At 38.8% G+C, this 20275-nt stretch carries 20 protein-coding genes; 12 read left to right on the top strand and 8 right to left on the bottom strand.

Features of this window, described 5'->3' with window-relative positions; all coding sequences use genetic code 11:
- Nucleotides 1-27: 27 nt before the first annotated feature.
- Both ABFY81_RS13310 and ABFY81_RS13305 read right to left on the bottom strand, forming a co-directional pair.
- Complete coding sequence (locus ABFY81_RS13310) at nt 28-477, bottom strand: hypothetical protein (protein WP_004698883.1); 450 nt, start codon at nt 475-477, stop codon at nt 28-30.
- A 147-nt stretch (nt 478-624) separates the two neighbouring features.
- Nucleotides 625-1002 (bottom strand): helix-turn-helix domain-containing protein, encoded by a 378-nt coding sequence (locus ABFY81_RS13305; protein WP_347913951.1) that lies wholly within the window; start codon nt 1000-1002, stop codon nt 625-627.
- 99 nt (nt 1003-1101) lie between these two features.
- On the opposite strand from ABFY81_RS13305, the gene ABFY81_RS13300 reads away from it, so the two are divergent.
- Entirely contained in the window at nt 1102-2109 is a 1008-nt protein-coding gene (locus tag ABFY81_RS13300) for a zinc-binding alcohol dehydrogenase family protein (protein WP_347913950.1), read from the top strand.
- A 54-nt stretch (nt 2110-2163) separates the two neighbouring features.
- Here ABFY81_RS13300 and ABFY81_RS13295 read toward each other — a convergent pair whose 3' ends face one another.
- On the bottom strand, nt 2164-2409 hold the full coding sequence (locus ABFY81_RS13295; RefSeq protein ID WP_004698888.1) for a SlyX family protein: 246 nt from the start codon (nt 2407-2409) through the stop codon (nt 2164-2166).
- A 32-nt stretch (nt 2410-2441) separates the two neighbouring features.
- Here ABFY81_RS13295 and ABFY81_RS13290 point away from each other — a divergent pair, with 32 nt between their 5' ends.
- Complete coding sequence (locus ABFY81_RS13290; RefSeq protein ID WP_347913949.1) at nt 2442-4352, top strand: ATP-binding cassette domain-containing protein; 1911 nt, start codon at nt 2442-2444, stop codon at nt 4350-4352.
- Nucleotides 4353-4372: 20 nt separating this feature from the next.
- Here ABFY81_RS13290 and ABFY81_RS13285 read toward each other — a convergent pair whose 3' ends face one another.
- Complete coding sequence (locus tag ABFY81_RS13285) at nt 4373-5380, bottom strand: acyltransferase family protein (protein WP_347913948.1); 1008 nt, start codon at nt 5378-5380, stop codon at nt 4373-4375.
- 140 nt (nt 5381-5520) lie between these two features.
- On the opposite strand from ABFY81_RS13285, the gene ABFY81_RS13280 reads away from it, so the two are divergent.
- From ABFY81_RS13280 to ABFY81_RS13270, 3 genes are all read left to right on the top strand, one after another.
- Nucleotides 5521-6153: a LysE family translocator gene (locus ABFY81_RS13280; protein WP_017398157.1), complete on the top strand. Its 633-nt coding sequence runs from the start codon at nt 5521-5523 to the stop codon at nt 6151-6153.
- A gap of 119 nt (nt 6154-6272) precedes the next feature.
- Nucleotides 6273-7208, top strand: coding sequence for an LpxL/LpxP family Kdo(2)-lipid IV(A) lauroyl/palmitoleoyl acyltransferase (gene lpxL, locus ABFY81_RS13275; RefSeq protein WP_347913947.1), 936 nt, complete (start codon nt 6273-6275; stop codon nt 7206-7208).
- Nucleotides 7209-7472: 264 nt separating this feature from the next.
- Nucleotides 7473-8573, top strand: a complete 1101-nt coding sequence (locus tag ABFY81_RS13270; protein ID WP_347913946.1) for a glycosyltransferase family 4 protein — start codon at nt 7473-7475, stop codon at nt 8571-8573.
- Nucleotides 8574-8628: 55 nt separating this feature from the next.
- On the opposite strand, the gene gltP is transcribed toward ABFY81_RS13270, so the two are convergent.
- Complete coding sequence (gene gltP / locus ABFY81_RS13265) at nt 8629-9915, bottom strand: glutamate/aspartate:proton symporter GltP (RefSeq protein WP_004698899.1); 1287 nt, start codon at nt 9913-9915, stop codon at nt 8629-8631.
- Nucleotides 9916-10606: 691 nt separating this feature from the next.
- Nucleotides 10607-11728 carry an endonuclease/exonuclease/phosphatase family protein gene (locus ABFY81_RS13260; RefSeq protein ID WP_347913945.1) on the bottom strand — a complete coding sequence of 374 codons (1122 nt, stop codon included), beginning with the start codon at nt 11726-11728 and terminating at the stop codon, nt 10607-10609.
- 187 nt (nt 11729-11915) lie between these two features.
- Between ABFY81_RS13260 and asd the strand changes: the two genes are divergently transcribed.
- From asd to truA, 5 genes are all read left to right on the top strand, one after another.
- Nucleotides 11916-13034, top strand: a complete 1119-nt coding sequence (asd, locus tag ABFY81_RS13255) for an aspartate-semialdehyde dehydrogenase (protein WP_002053322.1) — start codon at nt 11916-11918, stop codon at nt 13032-13034.
- Nucleotides 13035-13182: 148 nt separating this feature from the next.
- Nucleotides 13183-14544 (top strand): hypothetical protein, encoded by a 1362-nt coding sequence (locus tag ABFY81_RS13250; RefSeq protein WP_200000214.1) that lies wholly within the window; start codon nt 13183-13185, stop codon nt 14542-14544.
- 59 nt (nt 14545-14603) lie between these two features.
- A complete protein-coding gene (locus ABFY81_RS13245; protein ID WP_347913944.1) occupies nt 14604-15896 on the top strand; it encodes a hypothetical protein in 1293 nt (430 codons plus the stop codon).
- A gap of 58 nt (nt 15897-15954) precedes the next feature.
- Nucleotides 15955-16926, top strand: a complete 972-nt coding sequence (locus ABFY81_RS13240; protein WP_347913943.1) for an asparaginase — start codon at nt 15955-15957, stop codon at nt 16924-16926.
- Nucleotides 16927-16940: 14 nt separating this feature from the next.
- The gene (gene truA / locus ABFY81_RS13235; RefSeq protein WP_347913942.1) at nt 16941-17738 is read left to right on the top strand and encodes a tRNA pseudouridine(38-40) synthase TruA; all 798 of its coding nucleotides are present in this window, start codon (nt 16941-16943) and stop codon (nt 17736-17738) included.
- 16 nt (nt 17739-17754) lie between these two features.
- Here truA and ABFY81_RS13230 read toward each other — a convergent pair whose 3' ends face one another.
- Nucleotides 17755-18765 (bottom strand): AraC family transcriptional regulator, encoded by a 1011-nt coding sequence (locus ABFY81_RS13230; protein ID WP_004883404.1) that lies wholly within the window; start codon nt 18763-18765, stop codon nt 17755-17757.
- A 264-nt stretch (nt 18766-19029) separates the two neighbouring features.
- On the opposite strand from ABFY81_RS13230, the gene infA reads away from it, so the two are divergent.
- Nucleotides 19030-19251 carry a translation initiation factor IF-1 gene (gene infA, locus ABFY81_RS13225; protein WP_001284370.1) on the top strand — a complete coding sequence of 74 codons (222 nt, stop codon included), beginning with the start codon at nt 19030-19032 and terminating at the stop codon, nt 19249-19251.
- A gap of 51 nt (nt 19252-19302) precedes the next feature.
- On the opposite strand, the gene ABFY81_RS13220 is transcribed toward infA, so the two are convergent.
- Nucleotides 19303-19677, bottom strand: a complete 375-nt coding sequence (locus ABFY81_RS13220) for a lysozyme inhibitor LprI family protein (protein ID WP_077169087.1) — start codon at nt 19675-19677, stop codon at nt 19303-19305.
- A 165-nt stretch (nt 19678-19842) separates the two neighbouring features.
- Here ABFY81_RS13220 and ABFY81_RS13215 point away from each other — a divergent pair, with 165 nt between their 5' ends.
- Nucleotides 19843-20250 carry a hypothetical protein gene (locus tag ABFY81_RS13215; protein ID WP_077164955.1) on the top strand — a complete coding sequence of 136 codons (408 nt, stop codon included), beginning with the start codon at nt 19843-19845 and terminating at the stop codon, nt 20248-20250.
- Nucleotides 20251-20275: the final 25 nt, after the last annotated feature.

Genomic DNA, 20275 nt, shown 5'->3' with positions numbered 1-20275 from the left:
TTATTCCTATACCAATAAATTTAAAAATCAGGCTTCAGCCAAGGCCAACAGATAAGCCTTCATCTCATCTAATTGCGTGGCTTTTAGGTCCGATTCCTCATCCCAATAAAGGCCTACACAGTTTGCCTGCATATCAATAGCATAAATCCCTTTTAATGCAATGGGAGAATCATTAAATTTCTCATCGCCCTGCACTACTTTTAATTTTCCGTCTATAACACGAGCACGCATGAGCGTTAAACGAGCATCAGGGATTAATACACTATAATAAGCAACCATGCTGGCACGCTTTTCAGTTGCCATCGGGACATGTGTCCATTCAGGTGCGGCAATTATGCGTGGATGTAGTCCCATTTTACGGGCTTTGTCTCGCATAATACCGAGTGCCTTTTCACGCGGACTCACTCTTAAACCAAAAATGGAGCCTAGTACGAAAAGAACAATGATAACGGTAACCCAAATTCCCATATTGTCCATAGCAAAACCTATTAATCTCTTTTATTAGAGTTGCATAAGCTGACCAGAAAACGCAAGTTACATCATAAAAATAATGTCCCATTAACCTGCGAGGTTAAAAACTACAACATTTTCTCGTAGATATTCTTAGCAATCTAGACACAATATTTAGGCAGACTTTTCAGTTTCAAGAGTGGATAACTTACCGAACCGATCCAGATGGGCATCTCCCCATGTTTTTAAAGCAAATAGAATCTGCTCAAGACCTTGTCCTAAATCTGTCAGGCTATATTCGACTTTAGGAGGAACTTGAGGATAAACCTCGCGATGAATAATGCCATCTTGTTCTAACTCACGAAGCTGATTGGTGAGCATTCTTTGCGTAATGCTTGGAACTCGTTTACGGATTTCATTAAATCGCAAAGTTCCTTCATTTAGTAAATGCCAAAGAATCACACATTTCCATTTACCATCAATCAAACTGATTGCAGCTTCAACTGAACAACCCGGTGAACAGTCAAAACTTGAATGTCGAGCTTTTGCCATTTTACAGTATCCTTTTTGACACTATGAGCGTTATTTGTCTGTAGTCACTATTTTTAAGCTTACGTTATGATCAAACTCTCAACAAGAGGAATTATTATTATGAAAGCTGTCGCATATCAAAAAGCAGGGCCTATTACATCGCCAGAGGTACTCGTAGATATTGAACTCGACACTCCCGTTGCAGAAGGCCATGATCTGCTTGTTCGCGTACAGGCAATTTCGGTCAATCCAGTTGATACCAAAATACGTAAAAATGTAAGTGCCGAATCTGGTTGGAAAGTGCTTGGCTGGGACGCTGTAGGTGTGGTTGAAGCGATTGGAGATAAAGTCACTCAATTTAAAGTGAGCGATATTGTTTGGTATGCAGGCGCGTTAAATCGCCAAGGCAGTAATAGTGAGTTACAATTGGTTGATGAACGTATTGTTGGTCATAAACCAAAAAATTTAGAAGTAACTGAAGCGGCTGCTCTTCCTTTAACTGCAATCACGGCTTGGGAAATGCTATTTGATCGTTTACAAGTTCAAAAGAATGCACCAGAAAACACAACAATATTAGTGATTGGCGGGGCTGGTGGTGTAGGTTCAATTACCATTCAACTTCTTAAACAGTTAACTAACCTTACAATTATTGCGACAGCTTCGCGCCCTGAAACGAAAGAATGGGTAAAACAACTCGGTGCTGACTATGTATTAGATCATCGAGAGCCTTTAGCACCACAAATCAAACAATTAGGCTTAAATGCACCTTTATATGTATTCTCAACCACTCAAACAGATCAACATTTATCAGATATTGTAGAGTTGATTGCACCACAAGGGTACTTTGGACTCATTGATGACCCTGAGCAGTTAGATATTAAACCGTTTAAATCGAAGTCTGTGTCTGTGCATTGGGAATTTATGTTCACACGTTCAATGTTTCAAACTGCAGATATGCAAAAACAAAGTGAACTATTAAATGAAGTCAGCAAGCTAGTTGAGGAAGGGAAAATCAAAACAACTGTGACTGAAGTTTTAAGCCCTATTAATGCTGAAAATTTAAAACAGATTCATCAACAAATTGAGAGTGGCAAGACAAAAGGGAAAATTGTTTTACACGGTTTTTAACTAAAATTAAAATATTCTCTAGTTAAAAAGGCAAGTATTGAACTTGCCTTTTTATTAATAGTGAGGAGGTTTATTTGTTAATGGGTCAAAAGGCGCAATACCTTCTGATAAATCTGAAGATTCCACTCGTAGGTAAAGTAATTGCATTTGTTTTTTCAAATCAGCTATTTCCTGAGTTTGAATAGCGAGTTGTTGATTTAATTGTTCAACTAAATCATCCAAAAATGTAATTCGCACTTGCAAATCTTCAATGGGTGCGGAAAATGACGCTTGATCATCATGATATGGTGGTTTAGTCATTTAAATCCTCATTTGAGATTCTGGAAAACATTATGGCCTATATTACCCTAAGGGATGTCCAACTTGCTTTTGGCGGACCTGCCCTGCTCGATGGCGCGAACTTTAATCTAGAACGTGGCGAACGAGTCTGTTTAATTGGGCGTAATGGTGAAGGTAAGTCTACTTTACTTAAACTCATCGAGGGAAGCTTATTACCAGATTCTGGTGAAGTTTCTATTCAAAATGGTCTAACGGTTTCTATGTTAGCCCAAGACGTTCCAATGGATTCTGGCAAAGTTGCTGACATTGTGGCAGATGGCGCAGGAGAAGCTGCCGAAGTACTTAGAGCTTACCATGAAGCAACCGATGCTTGTATGCTGGGAGATATGGAAGCTTGCGACCGTATGGGTAACCTTCAGCACAAGCTAGACCAACTAGACGGCTGGGCGCTTGAAAACAAGGTGAATGCTCTACTAAGTAAAATGGGTCTCGACCCAAACGCAGATTTGGCAGACTTATCTGGTGGACGTAAACGTCGTGTTTTACTTGCTCGTGCTCTTTTAACGCAGCCAGATGTACTGCTTCTAGACGAACCGACCAACCATTTAGATGTTGAAAGTATTGAGTGGCTAGAAAAATTCCTACTCGATCAAAATAATTTAACGCTTCTATTTATTTCGCATGACCGCTCTTTTGTAGATAGCATTGCGACTCGAATTGTTGAACTTGACCGCGGCATTTTACGCGGCTATGAAGGTAACTATTCACGTTATCTAGAGCTTAAAGCTCAGCAAATGGAAGCAGAAGAGAAACAAAACGCTTTATTTGATAAAAAATTAGCTGAAGAAGAGGCTTGGATTCGTCAAGGCATTAAAGCACGTCGTACACGTAACGAAGGTCGTGTTCGTGCATTAAAAGCATTACGCGAAGAATCAAAAGCTCGCCGTTCGCAACAAGGCAAAGTGAGCATGGCGACTCAAGAAGCAAATCGCTCTGGTAAATTAGTATTTGATATTGAGCACTTGAGCGTATCTTATGATGGTAAACCACTCATCAAAGACTTCTCTACGCTTGTCATGCGTGGTGACCGTATTGGCCTAGTAGGTGATAACGGTGTCGGTAAAACAACGTTAATTAAAGCCATTCTAGGTGAAATCGAACATGGCGGTTCTGTTAAGACAGGTACTCAATTAGAAGTTGCTTATTTTGATCAATTACGTAATGCCTTAGATCTTGAAAAAACAGTCATGGCAAACGTTTCAGAAGGCTCTGACTTTGTAGATGTAAATGGCAACCGTCGTCATATCTACAGCTATTTACAAGATTTCTTGTTCTCACCTGAACGTGCACGTACACCAGTCAAAGCCCTTTCGGGTGGTGAGCGTAACCGTATTTTGCTTGCTAAATTATTGCTTAAGCCATCGAACCTGATTGTGATGGACGAACCAACCAATGACTTGGATATGGTGACTCTTGAGCTACTTGAAGAGATGTTGTCTGATTACAAAGGTACGCTATTACTTATTTCGCATGACCGCGCATTTATGGACAACGTAGTAACATCTACGTGGGTATTTGATGGCAAAGGTAATATTGCAGAATACATCGGTGGCTACCAAGACTACTTACTACAACGTCCAGATGACAAAGTAGTAGATCAGAAATCTGACGTTAAAAAAGCTCAAGCAAAAGCTGAAGCTGAAAAAGCTGCTGCTCAAAGTAACGTTAAAAAAGTGAAATTGAGTTATAAAGACCAACGTGAACTTGAGCAACTTCCTGCTGAAATCGAGAAACTGGAAGTTGAACAAGCCGAGCTTTCTGACAAACTTGCAGATGGTTCGTGGTTTGTGTCTGATGCAGATGCTGCGACTCAAGCAAGCCAACGCCTCGTAGAAATTGAAGAATTACTGCTTGAAAAATTAGAGCGTTGGGATGAACTTGAGCAAATGAGTAAAGGCAGTTAATCAATAAAAAAGGGCTTTAATTAAAGCCCTTTTTTTGGATTTAGAATTTCTAGTAATGCCATAAAAGGTTTATAAACAAATAAAGAGATGAAACGAATTAAACGTTCAAATATCTGTAACTGCAAAACCATACAAGTGTGGATAGCCAAAACAAGACTAATAAAAATATTGATCTCTACCGAATATCTAAAACTTAATTGATGAGTCAAAACAATAATTACAAAACCATGCAATATATAAACTGGCAGCGTTTTTTGGCCTAAACCAATCCAAGGTTGTTTAAAGCTTTGAGTGAGTATAAATAAACTCAAAACTCCCATAGCCGATAGCAACATTATTACACTGCGAAGCAGCATTCCTTGCCAAATATCCACATGTAACTGTAGATAAGATAAACTACCAAATAGCCAGTAATAACTATAATGACTTACAGCGGCTACGGCAGTAATGATGAATAATGTGATAACTGCAAATAACTTTGCATAAGGCAACTGCGGAATATACTGGAAAATGGTTTTACCATAGATCGCCCCAGCCATAAAAAAAGGTAGAAATACGAAAATTCGACCAATCGAATAGCTGTAATTATTGATGGGTGAGCATCCAATAAGTAAAGCTAAAACGATTGAAAACAGAACTGGATATGCCGTCTTTTTTAGGAAAAAAGCTAAAAACGTCCAAGCCACCATGCCAAATAAATACCATAGCACCCAATAAGGCTTAGCAAACCATACCAAATGAAACGACCAATTCCATAAACTTCCGTTATAGAAGGCATCAAGCAATTGAAATAAAAGTTGAAATGGTAAATATAACGATAAAAAGTAAATTAACTTTTCTAGGATTTTCTCTTCTTTAAAAAACATGCCCGATATAAAAATAAAAGCTGGCATATGAACAAAGTAAATGCTCCCTAAAATCGCTTGATTTAGAGGTTCGTTCCAGCCAATTAACCTTTCAAGGTAATGACCCAATACAACCAGAAAAATTAAGACACCTTTTGTGGCATCGATATGGAGATTTCTCATAAATTTCTATGAAATCAGGATATTCATATCATACTGAATTATTCTTATTTTTTGATTCAAAAAGACAATGAATAAAGTTTCGCTGTATACAAAACAATTATGATATACCTATCAGTATAATAATATTTAAGGATATTTCCGTGCTAGATCTCTCTCAAATTTTGGCATTCGGACTCATTTGCTTGGCGATGGTACTCACCCCGGGTCCGAACATGATTTATCTTATTTCTCGTTCCATTAGTCAGGGCAAACTCGCAGGTTTTATTTCCCTCGGTGGCGTTGCGGTTGGTTTTGTATTTTATATGCTCTGCGCTTCTTTCGGGATTACGGCACTTGTGGTCGCAGTTCCATATGCCTATGACACGATTCGTATTGTCGGTGCCATATATTTACTCTGGCTTGCATGGAAAGCATTACGTCCAAATGCTGCGCCTATTTTCAGTGTAAAAGACTTATCTATCGATTCACCATTAAAATTATTTTTAATGGGCTTTTTGACAAATTTACTTAATCCTAAAATTGCGATTATGTATTTGTCTTTATTGCCACAGTTTATTCACCCACAACAAGGCAGTATTTTAGCGCAGTCTATTCAACTCGGGACCATACAAATTTTTGTAAGTGTTTCAGTAAATGCACTGATTGTGTTTTCTGCAGGTAGCATTGCGCTTTTTCTACAGCAAAAACCACTTTGGGCAAGCATCCAACGCTGGATTATGGGGACGGTATTAGCCGGACTTGCTGTTCGTATTCTTTTAGAACACCGCCGATAACCCACTTTATTTTTCTTTACCAGCTCTAAACCTTCAATTTACTCCTGTGTATTACGACGATAAATTCAGTTCGTGATACACTTTTGGCAGTTTTAACTTTTTCAATTTTTTATATCGTTATGAGCCAAAAGCAGCCTTATACGCCCGGTGAGTTTCAGTGGTCCTTTTTATTACCCAAATATTGGGGTGTATGGATTGCGATTACTTTCCTCATGCTTTTGGCTATTTTACCGTGGGCGATTCAATGGCGTTTGGCTCACGGGTTAGCAAATATCGCTTGGAAATATTTAAAATCTCGTCGCAAAACAACTATTCGTAATTTAGAAGTTTGCTTTCCCGAATGGTCACCTGAAAAAGTACAGCAACAAGCAAAACAAGTTTTTGTAGATATGATGCTTGGTATTTTTGAGACCTTAAACGCTTGGTATAAGCCGTACTGGTTTAAAAACCGTGTCACGATTGAAGGCTTAGAACACATTACCAATGCTCAAGCACAAGGCAAAGGCGTTTTATTACTGGGAACTCACAGTACTTTGCTTGATGCTGGTGGTTATGTATGTGCTCAATATTTTGAACCAGATGTTGTATATCGTCCTCAAAATAATCCCCTACTCGACATGCTGATTTATCGCTGTCGAGCAACCATTTATAAAGCACAAATCGATCATGATGATATGCGGGGCTTAATTCGCCACCTTAAAGATGGTGATGCAATTTGGTATAGCCCCGACCAAGACTTTGGGCTCAAACAAGGTGTTATGGCACCGTTTTTTGGAGTGCCAGCTGCCACTGTAACCGCTCACCGTCGTTTATTAAAAATCTCGAAAGCGGTTGCTGTTCCTTTATATTTTTATCGTCAGGGCGATGTACACGACCCAAAATATCATATTCTAATTGAACCTGCTGTCGACAATATGCCAAGTGAAGATGAAATCGATGATGCAACCCGCGTAAATAAAATTATTGAAAATCAGCTTCGTATCGCACCAACTCAATATATGTGGTTTCACCGTCGTTTTAAGACACGTCCTGAGGGATATGAAGAGATCTATTAAGATAAAGCTGCAATGATTTTAAATTGGTAGTAGGCATAGCCTCAATTTAAAGTGAAATTCAAATACTTTCGAATAGGCCAACCTTACTTTTTAGGGATAAAAAGTAAGCAAAAATCCTTTGTTCCGCTGATGTTACTTCCATGTAACACAGCGAAACAGCGACATCCATGTCGCTAACACGATAGTAAATTCTGGATAATGATTTAGTTTGAAGTGATGTATCTGTAGATGGTCCATCTTTTATGAATTTATAAGGCAAAAACAATGAAAGTGATGCAACTTCTCCCAGAACTCAATAGCGGTGGCGTAGAACGCGGCACACTGGAAATTGCACGTGCACTAGTTGCACAAGGCCACCCATCTTTGGTTGTATCAAATGGCGGACGATTAGTGTCTCAACTTGAAGCTGAGGGTTCTAAACACTTAACGCTACCGATTCATAAAAAGTCTTTATCGAGCTTGTGGCAAATTCGCCCTTTACGTCAGCTAATTGAGCAGCATCAACCCGATATTGTTCATGTACGCTCACGTGTTCCTGCATGGCTTACTCATTTTGCCTTAAAAGGTATACCGGCACATAAGCGCCCTCACCTCATCAGCACAGTACATGGTTTCTACTCAGTCAATCGCTATAGTGCAATTATGACTCAAGCTGAAAAAGTAATTGCCGTTTCTGACAGCGTAGTTAAATACATCACTGACCATTATAAAAACTGTCCACCACAAGATATTGTCCGGATTTATCGAGGGATTGATCCAGCTGCTTTCCCGCATAACTACCAACCCTCAGCACAGTGGTTTAACCAAGTCTTTAACGACTTTCCCGAACTCGAAAATAAATTTTTACTATGCTTGCCTGGCCGTATTACACGTTTAAAAGGACATGAAAGCTTAATTGAATTGATGCAACAACTTCAGTCGCAATATCCTCAATTACATGCTGTTGTTGTGGGTGGTGCCGATGCTAAAAAACAGGCCTATTTAAGTGAGCTGCAAAGCACCATTCAAAACAAAGGTCTCGCAGATAAGATCACCTTTGTAGGACATCGCTCAGATATACGCGAATGGCTCGCTTTTAGCGACATCGTGCTCTCTCTATCCAATCAAGCAGAAACATTCGGTAGAACAGCATTAGAAGCGCTCTCAGTCGGTACACCGGTGATTGGCTGGAACCGTGGAGGTGTTGCAGAGATTTTATCCAATGTATATCCACAAGGTCTTGTTGAAGCTGAAAATGAAAAAGCCTTAGTCGAAACAGTAAAACATCATATTGAACAACCTCAAACAGTTGCTCCTGTGACAATGTTCAGTTTAAAAGATATGTGCGACCAGACCCTTGAGCTATATCAAAGTGTACTGAAATAACGTAATAAAAAACCCGCGATGATCGCGGGTTTTTTACAACTAAAAGAAAGCAGTCTTATTTAAATGTTGCTTCATAAGCAGCAGCTTTTTCATAGTCATATTGCTTTTCCCACTTACTGATTACAAGTACCGCAAGCGCGTTACCTACAACGTTCAAAGCAGTACGAGCCATATCCATGATACGGTCAACACCAGCAATAAATGCTAAGCCTTCTACAGGAATACCAACACTACCTAATGTCGCTAATAACACCACGAATGATACGCCAGGAACACCTGCGATACCTTTAGAAGTAATCATTAGTGTTACAACCAAAATAACTTGTTGGCTGATTGACATTTCGATACCGTAAAGCTGTGCAATAAAGATTGCTGCAATACTTTGGTAAAGCGTAGAACCGTCAAGGTTAAATGAATAACCTGTTGGGATTACAAAACTAGAAATCGCTTTTGGCGCACCATAAGCTTCCATTTTTTGCATAATACGCGGTAAAACTGTTTCCGAACTTGCAGTCGAATACGCCAAAATTAATTCATCTTTCAAGATCTTAAGCAAAGTAAAGATATTGATACTGAACATTTTTGCAGTTAAACCAAGTACCACTAAAGCAAAGAACAAGATTGCACCGTAAACCAATACAACCAATTTACCTAATGGAATAAGTGAAGCGAAACCGAAGTTTGCAACAGTTACAGCGATCAAACCAAACACACCCACTGGTGCATATTTCATGATGATATGCGTTACACGGAACATTGTTTCCGATACAGCATGAAATACATTTAATAATGGGTCTTTAGTTGTAGCTGGTAATGAAGATAGACCAATACCAAAAAGTACAGCAAAGAAAATCACTGGTAACATTTCGCCATGCGCCATCGAACTAATAATGTTCGTTGGGATAAGCGATAATATTGTCTGCATGATGCCATGAGACTGTGACTGAACTTCTTCAGTTGTATGCTTATATTGAGAAATATCTGTTTGAACCAGCTGAGACATATCAATGCCTGAACCTGGGTGGAAGATATTCGCTGCAACTAAGCCAACCAAAATAGCAATAGTAGTAATAATTTCGAAATAGAGAATGGTTTTAAAACCAAGACGCCCTAGACTTTTTGTACTGCCTACACCAGCAATACCTAAAATCAATGTAGAGAAAACGATTGGAATAACAATCATTTTAATCAGGCTAATAAAGATCTTACCTAATGGAGTAAGAACGTTATTTACAATGCTATCTTTGATTTCAGGCTGATTATGTAAAACAGCCCCGACAACTATCCCTAGGATTAAAGCAATTAAAATTTGCCACGCAAGGCTAAATTTAAAATTCTTCATAAGACAATCCTTATGCACCGCAAAGTATCAAATATGAGAGGGAGAAGAACACTATTTTTATAGTGAAACCTCAATATGTACACTAATTTCCAAACAGAAATTTAAATGCACAAGCAAATCACAACCCGCCGATCCGGCGAAGTAAACAACAATGCCTGTTGACGATCCAACATGTCAACGATCGGCACATTCTATTGAGATTTGCCAATTAAACAAGTCCAATTTATACCTAAATAGATCAAAGCCTATATTTATTCTTCAATAATCTATAAAAACAAAAACTTATTTAAAAAAATTTTTGTATCTATTTTCATTGAAAAAGGGCTCGGATATATAAAAAAATTTATGGACTACTACCTATAATTAAATAGATTTTTAAATTAAGAGAACCTTAAAATATTTCTTTAATTTATAATTAATTAAATGGTATTTATATAAAATATCAACCCGAGTTCTGCGTCCTGCAAAACTCGGGTAAATGAGGTTGTGCTTTCAGGGTATATAATTCTTTTTATCGCTTCCGTTCTAACATCTTATCCATGATGTCGTTCCATATCAGCTTAGTGCATCCTTACTTGGGATAATCCATTCCCGCTTCCGTGTGCCGATGAATGTAGAATACGGGTTTTAGCTCTCCCTGCCTATTGGACCTAGACTCAAATCTTTGTACGATATTGCTTACAACTCGCTTTTATATACTTTTCCCTTTATAAGGTTCTGTAATTTCATCAGTCACGACTTTTTCTTCTTTTTGAGCCTTAGCAATACCCTCTTGTATTGCAGCTTTAGCTTCTTTTGCATCTTTTTCAGTTTCTTCAACTTCTTCTTGAATCTGCTCAAATATTCGCCCTGTTTGTAAAACCACATAAACAGGAAAATGGTCCGATCCAATATGAGATAAACGTTGCATCTTTATCAAACCAAAATCTGTGCTATGAAAGATATGATCAAGTGACCAGCGCAATAAAGGATAGTCAGCATGAAAGGTATTAATAAAATGTCGTCCAACACGCGGATCGAGCAACCCACTAATACGTTGAAATAAACGAGTTGTGCGTGACCATGCGACATCGTTTAGATCTCCCATCACGATACAACTTTCATCTAGATCTTTAATCTGATCTCCAACAATTAAAAGTTCTGCATCTCGTAGTGTTGAATCTTTTGCTTCAGTTGGACTTGGTGGTTTAGGATGCAAACAGTAGAGCTGAACAGGCATTCCAGAGGGCAAGATTACAGTGGTATGAATAGAAGGAATTTCATTACTTAGAATGAATTTAACCTCTGTATTTTTAAGAGGGAGTCGACTATATAAATGCATGCCATATAAGTTATCTAGAGGGACTGGCACACGGTATGAATAATCTTCTTCAATTTCTTTTAGAGCATTTTCCCAAGTCTTGTCAGTTTCTAACGTCAATAATAAATCAGGTTTTAATGTCCGCACATGCTCAAGTAATAAATGATATTTACCATTAGGTGTGAGTACATTAGAAACAATCAGTGAAATTTGCTTTTGAGGATCTAATTGCTTTGGTTTAACTTTTTTAACCTGCTTTTTCCAAAACAATGTATAAGGTAAAACCATTTTAAGTTGATAAGCAATTGCTGCGATAAGTACCGCAAGTAAAATCTCACGCCATAGATTCCATTCAGTTGGCCAAAACAACATGCCCATTAAAGCAATTAGCCCAACAAACAAAATTTGTAACCGTGGAAAATCAGCGCCTCGAAACCACCACTCATCACGAGGGATCAGTGACCAGAAAGTCAACCAAATCACCACTACAGACACAACTTCGATATAAATCATTGAAATTTCTCTTTTAGGATGATTTGTTTTTTAATGTTTTTGTCATCTTTATCAATTTTGTATGTAACATAAACAAGATATTCTACTCAATAAAATTGCTGTTTTGATTCTGTAACGCTTGCAGTTGTGAGCACTTTTGATACACTCAACTCCCCCTAACAATTTTAACGCACCGAGGCAAAATGACATGAAAGTAGGTCTGGTCGGTTGGCGCGGGATGGTCGGTTCCGTCCTTATGCAACGTATGGTTGAAGAGAATGATTTTGCTCATATTGAGCCATTCTATTTCTCTACCAGTAATGCAGGTGGTGAAGCTCCTTCATTTGGTGGTAAGACTGCTCCAGCACTTATGGAAGCTACAGACATTACCAGTCTGAAGCAAATGGATGTCATTATTACCTGCCAAGGTGGCGACTACACATCTGAAGTTTTCCCACAGTTAAAAGCAACTGGTTGGGATGGCTACTGGATTGATGCAGCATCTACTTTACGTATGTCTGATGATGCAATTATCGTTCTTGATCCAGTTAACCTTAATGTGATTAAAGACGGTTTAGCGAAAGGTACTAAAACTTTCGTTGGTGGTAACTGTACCGTATCACTTATGTTGATGGGTGTAGGCGCACTTTTCCAAAACAATTTGGTTGAGTGGATGACTGCTATGACTTATCAAGCAGCATCAGGTGCTGGCGCACAAAACATGCGTGAGTTGTTAACAGGTATGGGTTACTTATACAACAATACCAAGACTTTGTTAGATGATCCTAAATCTGCAATTCTTGATATTGACCGCCAAGTTGCTGAGTTACAACGTGGTGAAGGCTTCCCTTCTGCAAACTTTGGTGTGCCACTTGCGGGTTCATTAATTCCTTACATTGATAAACAGCTTGAAAGCGGTCAATCTAAAGAAGAGTGGAAAGGTCAAGTTGAAACCAACAAGATTTTAGGTAACTCTCAAATCGTTCCTATTGATGGTCACTGTGTTCGTATCGGTGCAATGCGTTGCCACTCTCAAGCATTAACGATCAAACTGAAAAAAGATGTTCCGCTTGATGAGATCGAAGATATGATTCGTAACTCAAACCAGTGGGCTAAAGTTGTACCAAATACACGTGAAGCATCGATGACTGATCTTACACCTGTAGCTGTGACTGGTACCTTAACTGTACCTGTAGGCCGTTTACGTAAACTCAATATGGGTAAAGAGTATCTTGGTGCATTCACAGTAGGCGATCAGCTACTTTGGGGTGCTGCTGAACCTTTACGTCGTATGTTACGTATTTTAGTTGAATACAAAAGCTCATAATTTGACCTGAATTATTCAGTCAAAATAAAAAGCCGATCACATTTGATCGGCTTTTTCGTAACTGGTTTGTGAAAAATTAACAATTTATTTACATTTCATTATTGTATAATTTTGAACGACTTTACGACTGATCAGGTCATGGATTGAGATGACTGCATATAACAAATTAAAAATTGCCATTTTCACCATTATGTCTTCGCCTTCTGTTTATGCGATTACATTAGATCCTATTCAAATTCAATCTGCACCTGGGGAATTACTTTATGCAGAAATGAATTTTCAGCAAGCGGATCCTAACACTCCCTTGCAAGTCAGTTTAGCCACTCAAGAAGATCTCAATGGTTTGGGAGTTACTCACCAACCTCCTGGTAGTCTAAATTTTTATACACGTCAAAATGGCCAAGGTTCTGGCGTTATTGTAATTACCTCATCTCGTCCTATTATTGATCCCGAACTGAATATTGTCGTAAAAGTCAGTGAGGGTAATGCAACTCGCCTTCAACATATTAAAACTGTTTTAAAGCCATCGCCTATCAAAAAGGTGGCTGCTAACGAAACTCCACTTTCACCACAATTTATCGTAAATGAAAAAGACATTGCGTTAAACCTACCTGAAAGTACTCGGTATACACCTGCTGAGACAGCAACACCTGTAGCCGAAACTACAGCTAATGAGCGTAATCTAAACATTAGCACTGGAACTGCTCCTGCTCTGAATAACTCAGCTCCAGCAACGCCTTTTACCGAAAAACCTGCGACTCAAGCGCCACAGCAGACTATCGCAGCAATGAGTAATGAACCATCTGCTGTAGAAAAACAGCCTGCCGCTTCTCTTAAACCGAGCAGTGACAATCAAACAACTACAGTCAAAAAAGCGGCTCAACCTAAGCCTGCTCAACAAAAAAATGCATTAAGTAAAAATACACCGAAAAAGCAGAAAATCAGTACCTATAAAGGTCCAGCCCCTACAGGTAAATATGTCGTGCAGCGTAATGAATCTTTATGGACTATTGCCAATCGTATTGCAGCACAGACCAAACAACCTGTGGCTAAAGTCATGCGAGATATCCAAGCTCAAAACCGACATGCTTTTATTCAAGGTGATGTAAACCGTTTGCGTCAGGGAATTTCACTAAACTTAACAACAGCAAATACAGCTAAGGCTTCACATACAAAATCTAAATCGAGTGAAACTAACTTAGCAAAAGCATCTTCTGGTAGAGCTAAATATCGCTTACAACAAGCAGAAATGAGCATTGTGGCAGAGAACAGCCCAAATTCTACTCATGGAAGTGCAAAAAAGAGCACACAACAAGGTCAAAACAATACTGAGTTAGCAGTAAAAGTTATGACAACTCGCAAAAAAACCGTTACATTACAAAGGAATGTAACCAAACTAAATCAAACTTTAAGTTTAAAAGACCAACGTATTCAACTTCTGAATGCGCGTTTGGCAGAGTTACAACAGCAGTTAAAAGCACAGCAACAAACTCACAAGCAAAAACATTAAGTTAAAATCAGAGTTAGCTCGCTTTATATTGCAAAATTTTATTTTTTAAGGGGAAAGTAATGTTATATGTGATTCCGTTTATCATGTTACTCGTGGTCGCCGTTGTTTTAAAAAAGCGTGAGAATGGCCAAAAACAAGAGACCACCTCCCCAAAAAGTATAAGTAAAAAATCGGGCAAAAAAGCGAGTGGTAAATCGAGTAAAAGCTCGCGCGAAAAAAGTAAAGCCAATGTAGTTGAAGAAGTCGCTCCTGCCCTTCCACAAAGTAGTCCGGTACCTGAGGCTGTTCGTCAAAATATTATACAACTCATTCGAGAAAAACAGTTTTCAGCAGCTGAAGCTCAAGTCAATCAGGCACTAAAAAAAGACAATACCCAACACGAATTGTATTTATTACTTCTTGAAGTTCATATTGCTCAAAAAGATGAATTTGCGATTCAACAACTTATTAGCCACATTCGCAGCTTGGCATTAAATGAAATAGCGATTAAAGCAGAAGCAAGACAAAAAGAATATGAGTCATCAAGACAACCTGATGCTATTGAGTTTCCTCAAGCTAAAGCACATGAAGAACCACAAGCTATATCGGACACAACTGCTCAGTTTGACCAATTAACAACAAGTTCTTCTGAGACTTCTTTTGATGACTTGCAGAAAGACTATGCTCCTGTAAAACAAGAACCTGCTGTTGAAGTTGAACCTTTAGAGTTTAACTTTTCATTTGAAAAAACTGCAACTACAGAAAATACCAGCCAACCTGTACATGAAACAGAAGTATCAACTTCTCCGCAAGAACCAGAAGTATCGTCATCTAAGGAAACAAATGAGCTAGCTGATTTAGAGTTTTCTTTTGACTTGGCCCCTCAGCATGAAACTGAGGAAAAAACTCAAGCAGTAGAGGTAAAAGCAGATCAAGAGAGTAGCGTCAATGCATTAGATTTCAACCTTGACTTAAATCCTTCAAGTTCAGAGACGAAATCTGTTGAACAAACTCCTTCATTAGATGAATTTACACTCGTAGAACAAGCGCCATTAGAAGCGACTTCGATCGCACCACTTGAATTTTCGTTAGATGAGCCTACGTTAGTTACAGCACCAGAGCTTGAAACTCAAAAACCTATAGATGTAGTCAATGAAGCAGTTACGCAAGCTCAAATAGAGGATCCACTTCTAGAAGCTTTTCCAGAATTAAAACAAGTAAATGAAAGTGAGCTCGACTTAAAGTTGGCTGAGCAATACATTAAGTTTGGAGCGAACCAAGCAGCACGCAATTTACTACAGGCTGATGAGCAAAAATTCAACACAGAACAACAACAACATGCGAAAAACCTACTTAATCGCATAGCTTCTTAGAACTGTTCGATTTACCATAAGCAGTCAGAGATGACTGCTTTTTTATGCCTGCAAAAATATGAAAAAAATAGCCTTATTTTATATGGGTGGTACTTTTGGTTGCATTGGTGAACCTTTAGCTCCGATGCCTTATGACCAATTCTTGCCTCAACTTGAAAAAGTGATTCCCCCACACTTAACAGTCGACTGCTTCGCTGCACCTAATATTGTCGATAGCAGTGCCTGTACTGCACCTGATTGGTTACGCCTCATTCAACGCATACAACAACTACAACTTGAAGGCTATCAACATTTCGTTGTTATTCACGGTACAGATACGCTCAGTTATGCGGCTGCAACCCTAGCCCGCTTTTTAGGCCAAAGCTGTCATATTGTGATTACTGGTAGCCAATACCCGTTACTCAATATTCAAGGTGATAATACTCGTGAATTTACTGATGCAATTGAGAACTTATATCTTGCATTAGAACAAGTGATTGCCCTACCTGTAGGTGCATATCTTGCATTCCATCATCAAGTATTCCATGCACAAACTGCATTAAAAACACATACAACTGAACTCGATGCATTTTCAGGTTTAAGTAGTGAAGTTGAATTTACGCCTCAACAAAATGAATTGATCGTTCAAGATGCTCAAATTGAAAAAGCTGCTTCATTCCAGATTTTAAACTGGATGATGCAACCGATTGCAACACAGCACTTGGTACAACAGTTACGTCACTTACTTCCTGCCCCACCACACTTTTTGGTGTTACAAGGCTTTGGTACAGGCAATATTGCAGTAAACCCTGAACTATTGGCAACTTTAGATGAACTGTATGCTCATGGTTGTGTTCCAATCTTGGCGACACAAGTGACCTTTGGGGGCATTGACCAACGTTATGCAATTAGTGCTTGGGCCAAAACTGCAAAAATTGTCATTAATGATGCACATAGTCATGCAGATCTTTATGCAAAAGCACTTCAAATCTATTTAAAATACCCAACCCCAGAACAATGGCTCAGTCATTGGAATGAAAATTTTCATTAAATAGAGGTAAAGCTATGCAACGTTATGCGGTCGGTATTGAGTTTAGCGGAGTTCAATATCGAGGTTGGCAAACACAACAGCCAGGCGTTGCCAGCGTTCAGGAAACGATTGAGCGTGTACTTAGTAAAATTGCAGATGAACCTATTGCACTTCACGGTGCAGGCCGAACAGATGCGGGAGTACATGCAACCAATATGGTGGCTCATTTCGATACGAATGCAATTCGTCCAGAGACGGGATGGTTAAGAGGAGCAAATAGCCAGTTACCTAAGGATATTTCCATTCAATGGATTAAAGTGATGGATGAAAATTTTCATGCACGCTTTAAGGCGACTGCTCGACGTTACCGCTATGTTATTTATAACGCTCCGTGTCGACCAGCCCTCTTACATAAACAGGTCACGCACATTTACCACCAGCTAGATGTGCAAAAGATGATTAAAGCTGCCAGTAAATTTGAAGGTACGCATAACTTTGAAACCTTTCGCGCAGCAGCATGCCAGTCCAATAAGCCAGTACGACATGTAACGCATTGCCGTCTATTTGAACATGGCCGCTATTTGGTGTTAGATATTCAAGCAGATGGTTTTTTACACCATATGGTGCGTAATATTGTTGGATGCTTACTCGAAATTGGTCAAGGTATGTATGAAATAGACCATATTGATACGATGTTTGCGGCACAAGATCGTAAAGCGGCAGGTGTCACTGCTCCACCTGACGGTCTCTACTTTATTCAATGTTATTATCCTGAGCAATTTGACTTGCCACAGCCACCACTTGGGCCACATTGGTTAAACCTACCTGAGTAGGCTTAACCCATTTTTATTAACGATGCTGTTTACGCTTACGGTACTCAACGGGCGTTTCATTGGTCCAGCGTTTAAACGCACGATAGAATGTACTTGGTTCAGAGAAACCCGTTAAATACACAATACGCTCCACGCTTTCACTGGTATTTGCCAAAAGTTTTTTAGCTAAACGACAACGATAGTCAGAAAGTATTTGCTGGAAACTGGTATTCGCTTCACTTAACTGTGTCCGTAAACGGCGCGGTGTAATATTTAATTGTGCTGCTACAGTTTCTAGCGTGGTTTCTCCACTTTCCAGTGTCGAACCAATCGCACGGCGAACTTCACCCACTAAATCATAACGAGCCAGTTCTTGTAACTTTTCAATTGCGAGCTGCTCATGCAATTGCAATAGTTCAGGTTCTGCCTGCCAAAGCTGGAAATCTAAAATGGCAGGATCAAAATATAGCCTTGTTTCTTTCTGACCTAAACTTACTGGGCAGCCATAAACGCGGAAATATTCATCTTCAGAAGCACCTTCACTAAAATTAAAATCGATGAAGATCGGATGAAATTGCCCTTCGGTAATAAATTTGAAGAATCGAAGCACACCTGAAATCGCACATTCTGAAAAATGACGATTAACCAGATTATCAGCACCAATTTGTTCACCATTGGTCAAATAACAACGTCCATCTTCGACGACCAGTTTTGCATCAAATGCATCACTAATGAGACGTTGGTAAGCCAAAGCTCGTTTAAGCCCTTCACCAAAGGTTTCACTACTAATAAATAAGTGTTCAATGACCTGACCACGGTATAAAGGCAAATGTTCACCTAAATGCAAACCGATGTCTGGGTCTTTACTGACTTCCTGAGCTGCAGTCCAAAAGGCATACTGTGCACTTAACGGAGTACGTGCATTGGTATCGACCTGATTTAAAGCGACTCCCGCTTTAGTTAATATTTCTTCCGTTGGCAATCCTGCACGACGAATTGCTTGATAGCCAAAACGTAATACAACTGATGCATCTGTTAGCTGACCCACGCAGTGCCCTTCCATGTAGATACTTCATTGATACTTAGGAGCTGTTGACTCTTTTTTCATGAACAGTCCCTAATAACTATGATTTTAGATTAGCGTTGATTGACCAAACTGACAACAGAATTAGAGTTGTTTTGTGAAAAAAATTACATCTTTTTTTACTAGTCATAGTTTAACCAGATGCTTTAACAAGAAGATGTCTATCTTGTTTTTTTTAAATAAATTGACTATAATTTGCGCCTTTCCAATTTGATCATCAGGTAGGCTATGGCCAATAAAGAGGAACTCATTGAGTTCGAAGGCGTTGTCACCGAAACGCTTCCTAATACGATGTTCCGTGTACGTCTTGAAAACGGTCACGAAGTTATTGCACACATTTCTGGTAAAATGCGTAAACACTATATCCGTATTCTTACTGGCGACAGTGTGAAAGTCGAAATGACTCCATATGACTTAACTAAAGGTCGTATTACGTACCGTGCTCGCTAATTAGTGAATGCAAAAAAGCCACATCATGAAGTGGCTTTTTTATTGCGTTATTTATTCACTTAATCGACTGGTTTTACAACCAACTGTTTGGCATTCACGTAATCTTTCTTGTAGCCAATGGTTTCTTTCCTGCGTTGTCTGTAAACGACACTGCACGTCTACACTATTTCTATTTGAATCTGTACATTCAGCATCACGTTGACGTATCCAAGCAAGCTGAGACTTCTTAAGCGTACTTCGTTGCGCTGTATTCAATTTTGCTCTTAATGCCTGATAGTTTTTATTTAGATCAGCATCAGCACTCGCATAGATTTTATTTGTACAGTAAATATCATCATAGGTATTACGAGTAGTGTCACAATTATCGGCATATACCGCTGTTATTCCGAAGCTGCATAAAAGTGCTAAAAGTATTTTTTTCATCATGTTTTCCTTAAGTTTTTTACGAAATAATTATAAAGGCTTTTGGATATGAGTATGGATTGCTAGATAAACTCATCCTCCATTTATCATAAACTTCCTTTTTTTCTTTACAAGCTCAGCAATCCAACCTACCGTTATCTAATAATAAATATAATTTGATAGAGAAAAATGAATATACACACCCTATGTCGAATAAGCCTATTCTCAATGATGCTTATTTATTTGAACGGTTGTGCAACTGCCCCACGCCAATCTGTGAACTTACAGGAATATTTAAAAAGCTTTCTGGGTAAGTCATCTACCACTATTCAGCAAGAATTAAACTTACGTAGCCTTGGTTTTCAAATTGCTCATGTTCCCGAAAAAACATCAAATCAACTCATCTACACAATTTTACGACCATTAAGTATTCCAATTCCTATGGTGAGTAATCTTGAAATGGGTGGTAATCCCGTCCCTATTCAATCGGGGGCTTTAGGGAGCAATTCTTACGATATTAATTTTAGTTGCAAAGTTATTTTTCAGCTTAAAAATGATATCGCTGAATCAATCCAATATCAGGGCAAAGCATGTTAAAACCTTTCAACAATAAAAAAACGCG

Origin of the sequence: Acinetobacter sp. WA-87, from assembly GCF_039938935.1 — a bacterium.
In the GTDB taxonomy this organism is placed as follows: domain Bacteria; phylum Pseudomonadota; class Gammaproteobacteria; order Pseudomonadales; family Moraxellaceae; genus Acinetobacter; species Acinetobacter seifertii.
Note: the sequence above shows the minus strand (reverse complement) of the source record. Positions and strands in the feature narration are given on the sequence as shown.

What these genes read in the sequence shown, in the direction of transcription:
- ABFY81_RS13310 (WP_004698883.1), bottom strand. Translation starts at nt 477, where the DNA reads ATGGACAATATGGGAATTTGGGTTACCGTTATCATTGTTCTTTTCGTA.
- ABFY81_RS13305 (WP_347913951.1), bottom strand. Translation starts at nt 1,002, where the DNA reads ATGGCAAAAGCTCGACATTCAAGTTTTGACTGTTCACCGGGTTGTTCA.
- ABFY81_RS13300 (WP_347913950.1), top strand. Translation starts at nt 1,102, where the DNA reads ATGAAAGCTGTCGCATATCAAAAAGCAGGGCCTATTACATCGCCAGAG.
- ABFY81_RS13295 (WP_004698888.1), bottom strand. Translation starts at nt 2,409, where the DNA reads ATGACTAAACCACCATATCATGATGATCAAGCGTCATTTTCCGCACCC.
- ABFY81_RS13290 (WP_347913949.1), top strand. Translation starts at nt 2,442, where the DNA reads ATGGCCTATATTACCCTAAGGGATGTCCAACTTGCTTTTGGCGGACCT.
- ABFY81_RS13285 (WP_347913948.1), bottom strand. Translation starts at nt 5,380, where the DNA reads ATGAGAAATCTCCATATCGATGCCACAAAAGGTGTCTTAATTTTTCTG.
- lpxL (WP_347913947.1), top strand. Translation starts at nt 6,273, where the DNA reads ATGAGCCAAAAGCAGCCTTATACGCCCGGTGAGTTTCAGTGGTCCTTT.
- ABFY81_RS13270 (WP_347913946.1), top strand. Translation starts at nt 7,473, where the DNA reads ATGAAAGTGATGCAACTTCTCCCAGAACTCAATAGCGGTGGCGTAGAA.
- gltP (WP_004698899.1), bottom strand. Translation starts at nt 9,915, where the DNA reads ATGAAGAATTTTAAATTTAGCCTTGCGTGGCAAATTTTAATTGCTTTA.
- ABFY81_RS13260 (WP_347913945.1), bottom strand. Translation starts at nt 11,728, where the DNA reads ATGATTTATATCGAAGTTGTGTCTGTAGTGGTGATTTGGTTGACTTTC.
- asd (WP_002053322.1), top strand. Translation starts at nt 11,916, where the DNA reads ATGAAAGTAGGTCTGGTCGGTTGGCGCGGGATGGTCGGTTCCGTCCTT.
- ABFY81_RS13250 (WP_200000214.1), top strand. Translation starts at nt 13,183, where the DNA reads ATGACTGCATATAACAAATTAAAAATTGCCATTTTCACCATTATGTCT.
- ABFY81_RS13245 (WP_347913944.1), top strand. Translation starts at nt 14,604, where the DNA reads ATGTTATATGTGATTCCGTTTATCATGTTACTCGTGGTCGCCGTTGTT.
- ABFY81_RS13240 (WP_347913943.1), top strand. Translation starts at nt 15,955, where the DNA reads ATGAAAAAAATAGCCTTATTTTATATGGGTGGTACTTTTGGTTGCATT.
- truA (WP_347913942.1), top strand. Translation starts at nt 16,941, where the DNA reads ATGCAACGTTATGCGGTCGGTATTGAGTTTAGCGGAGTTCAATATCGA.
- infA (WP_001284370.1), top strand. Translation starts at nt 19,030, where the DNA reads ATGGCCAATAAAGAGGAACTCATTGAGTTCGAAGGCGTTGTCACCGAA.
- ABFY81_RS13220 (WP_077169087.1), bottom strand. Translation starts at nt 19,677, where the DNA reads ATGATGAAAAAAATACTTTTAGCACTTTTATGCAGCTTCGGAATAACA.
- ABFY81_RS13215 (WP_077164955.1), top strand. Translation starts at nt 19,843, where the DNA reads ATGAATATACACACCCTATGTCGAATAAGCCTATTCTCAATGATGCTT.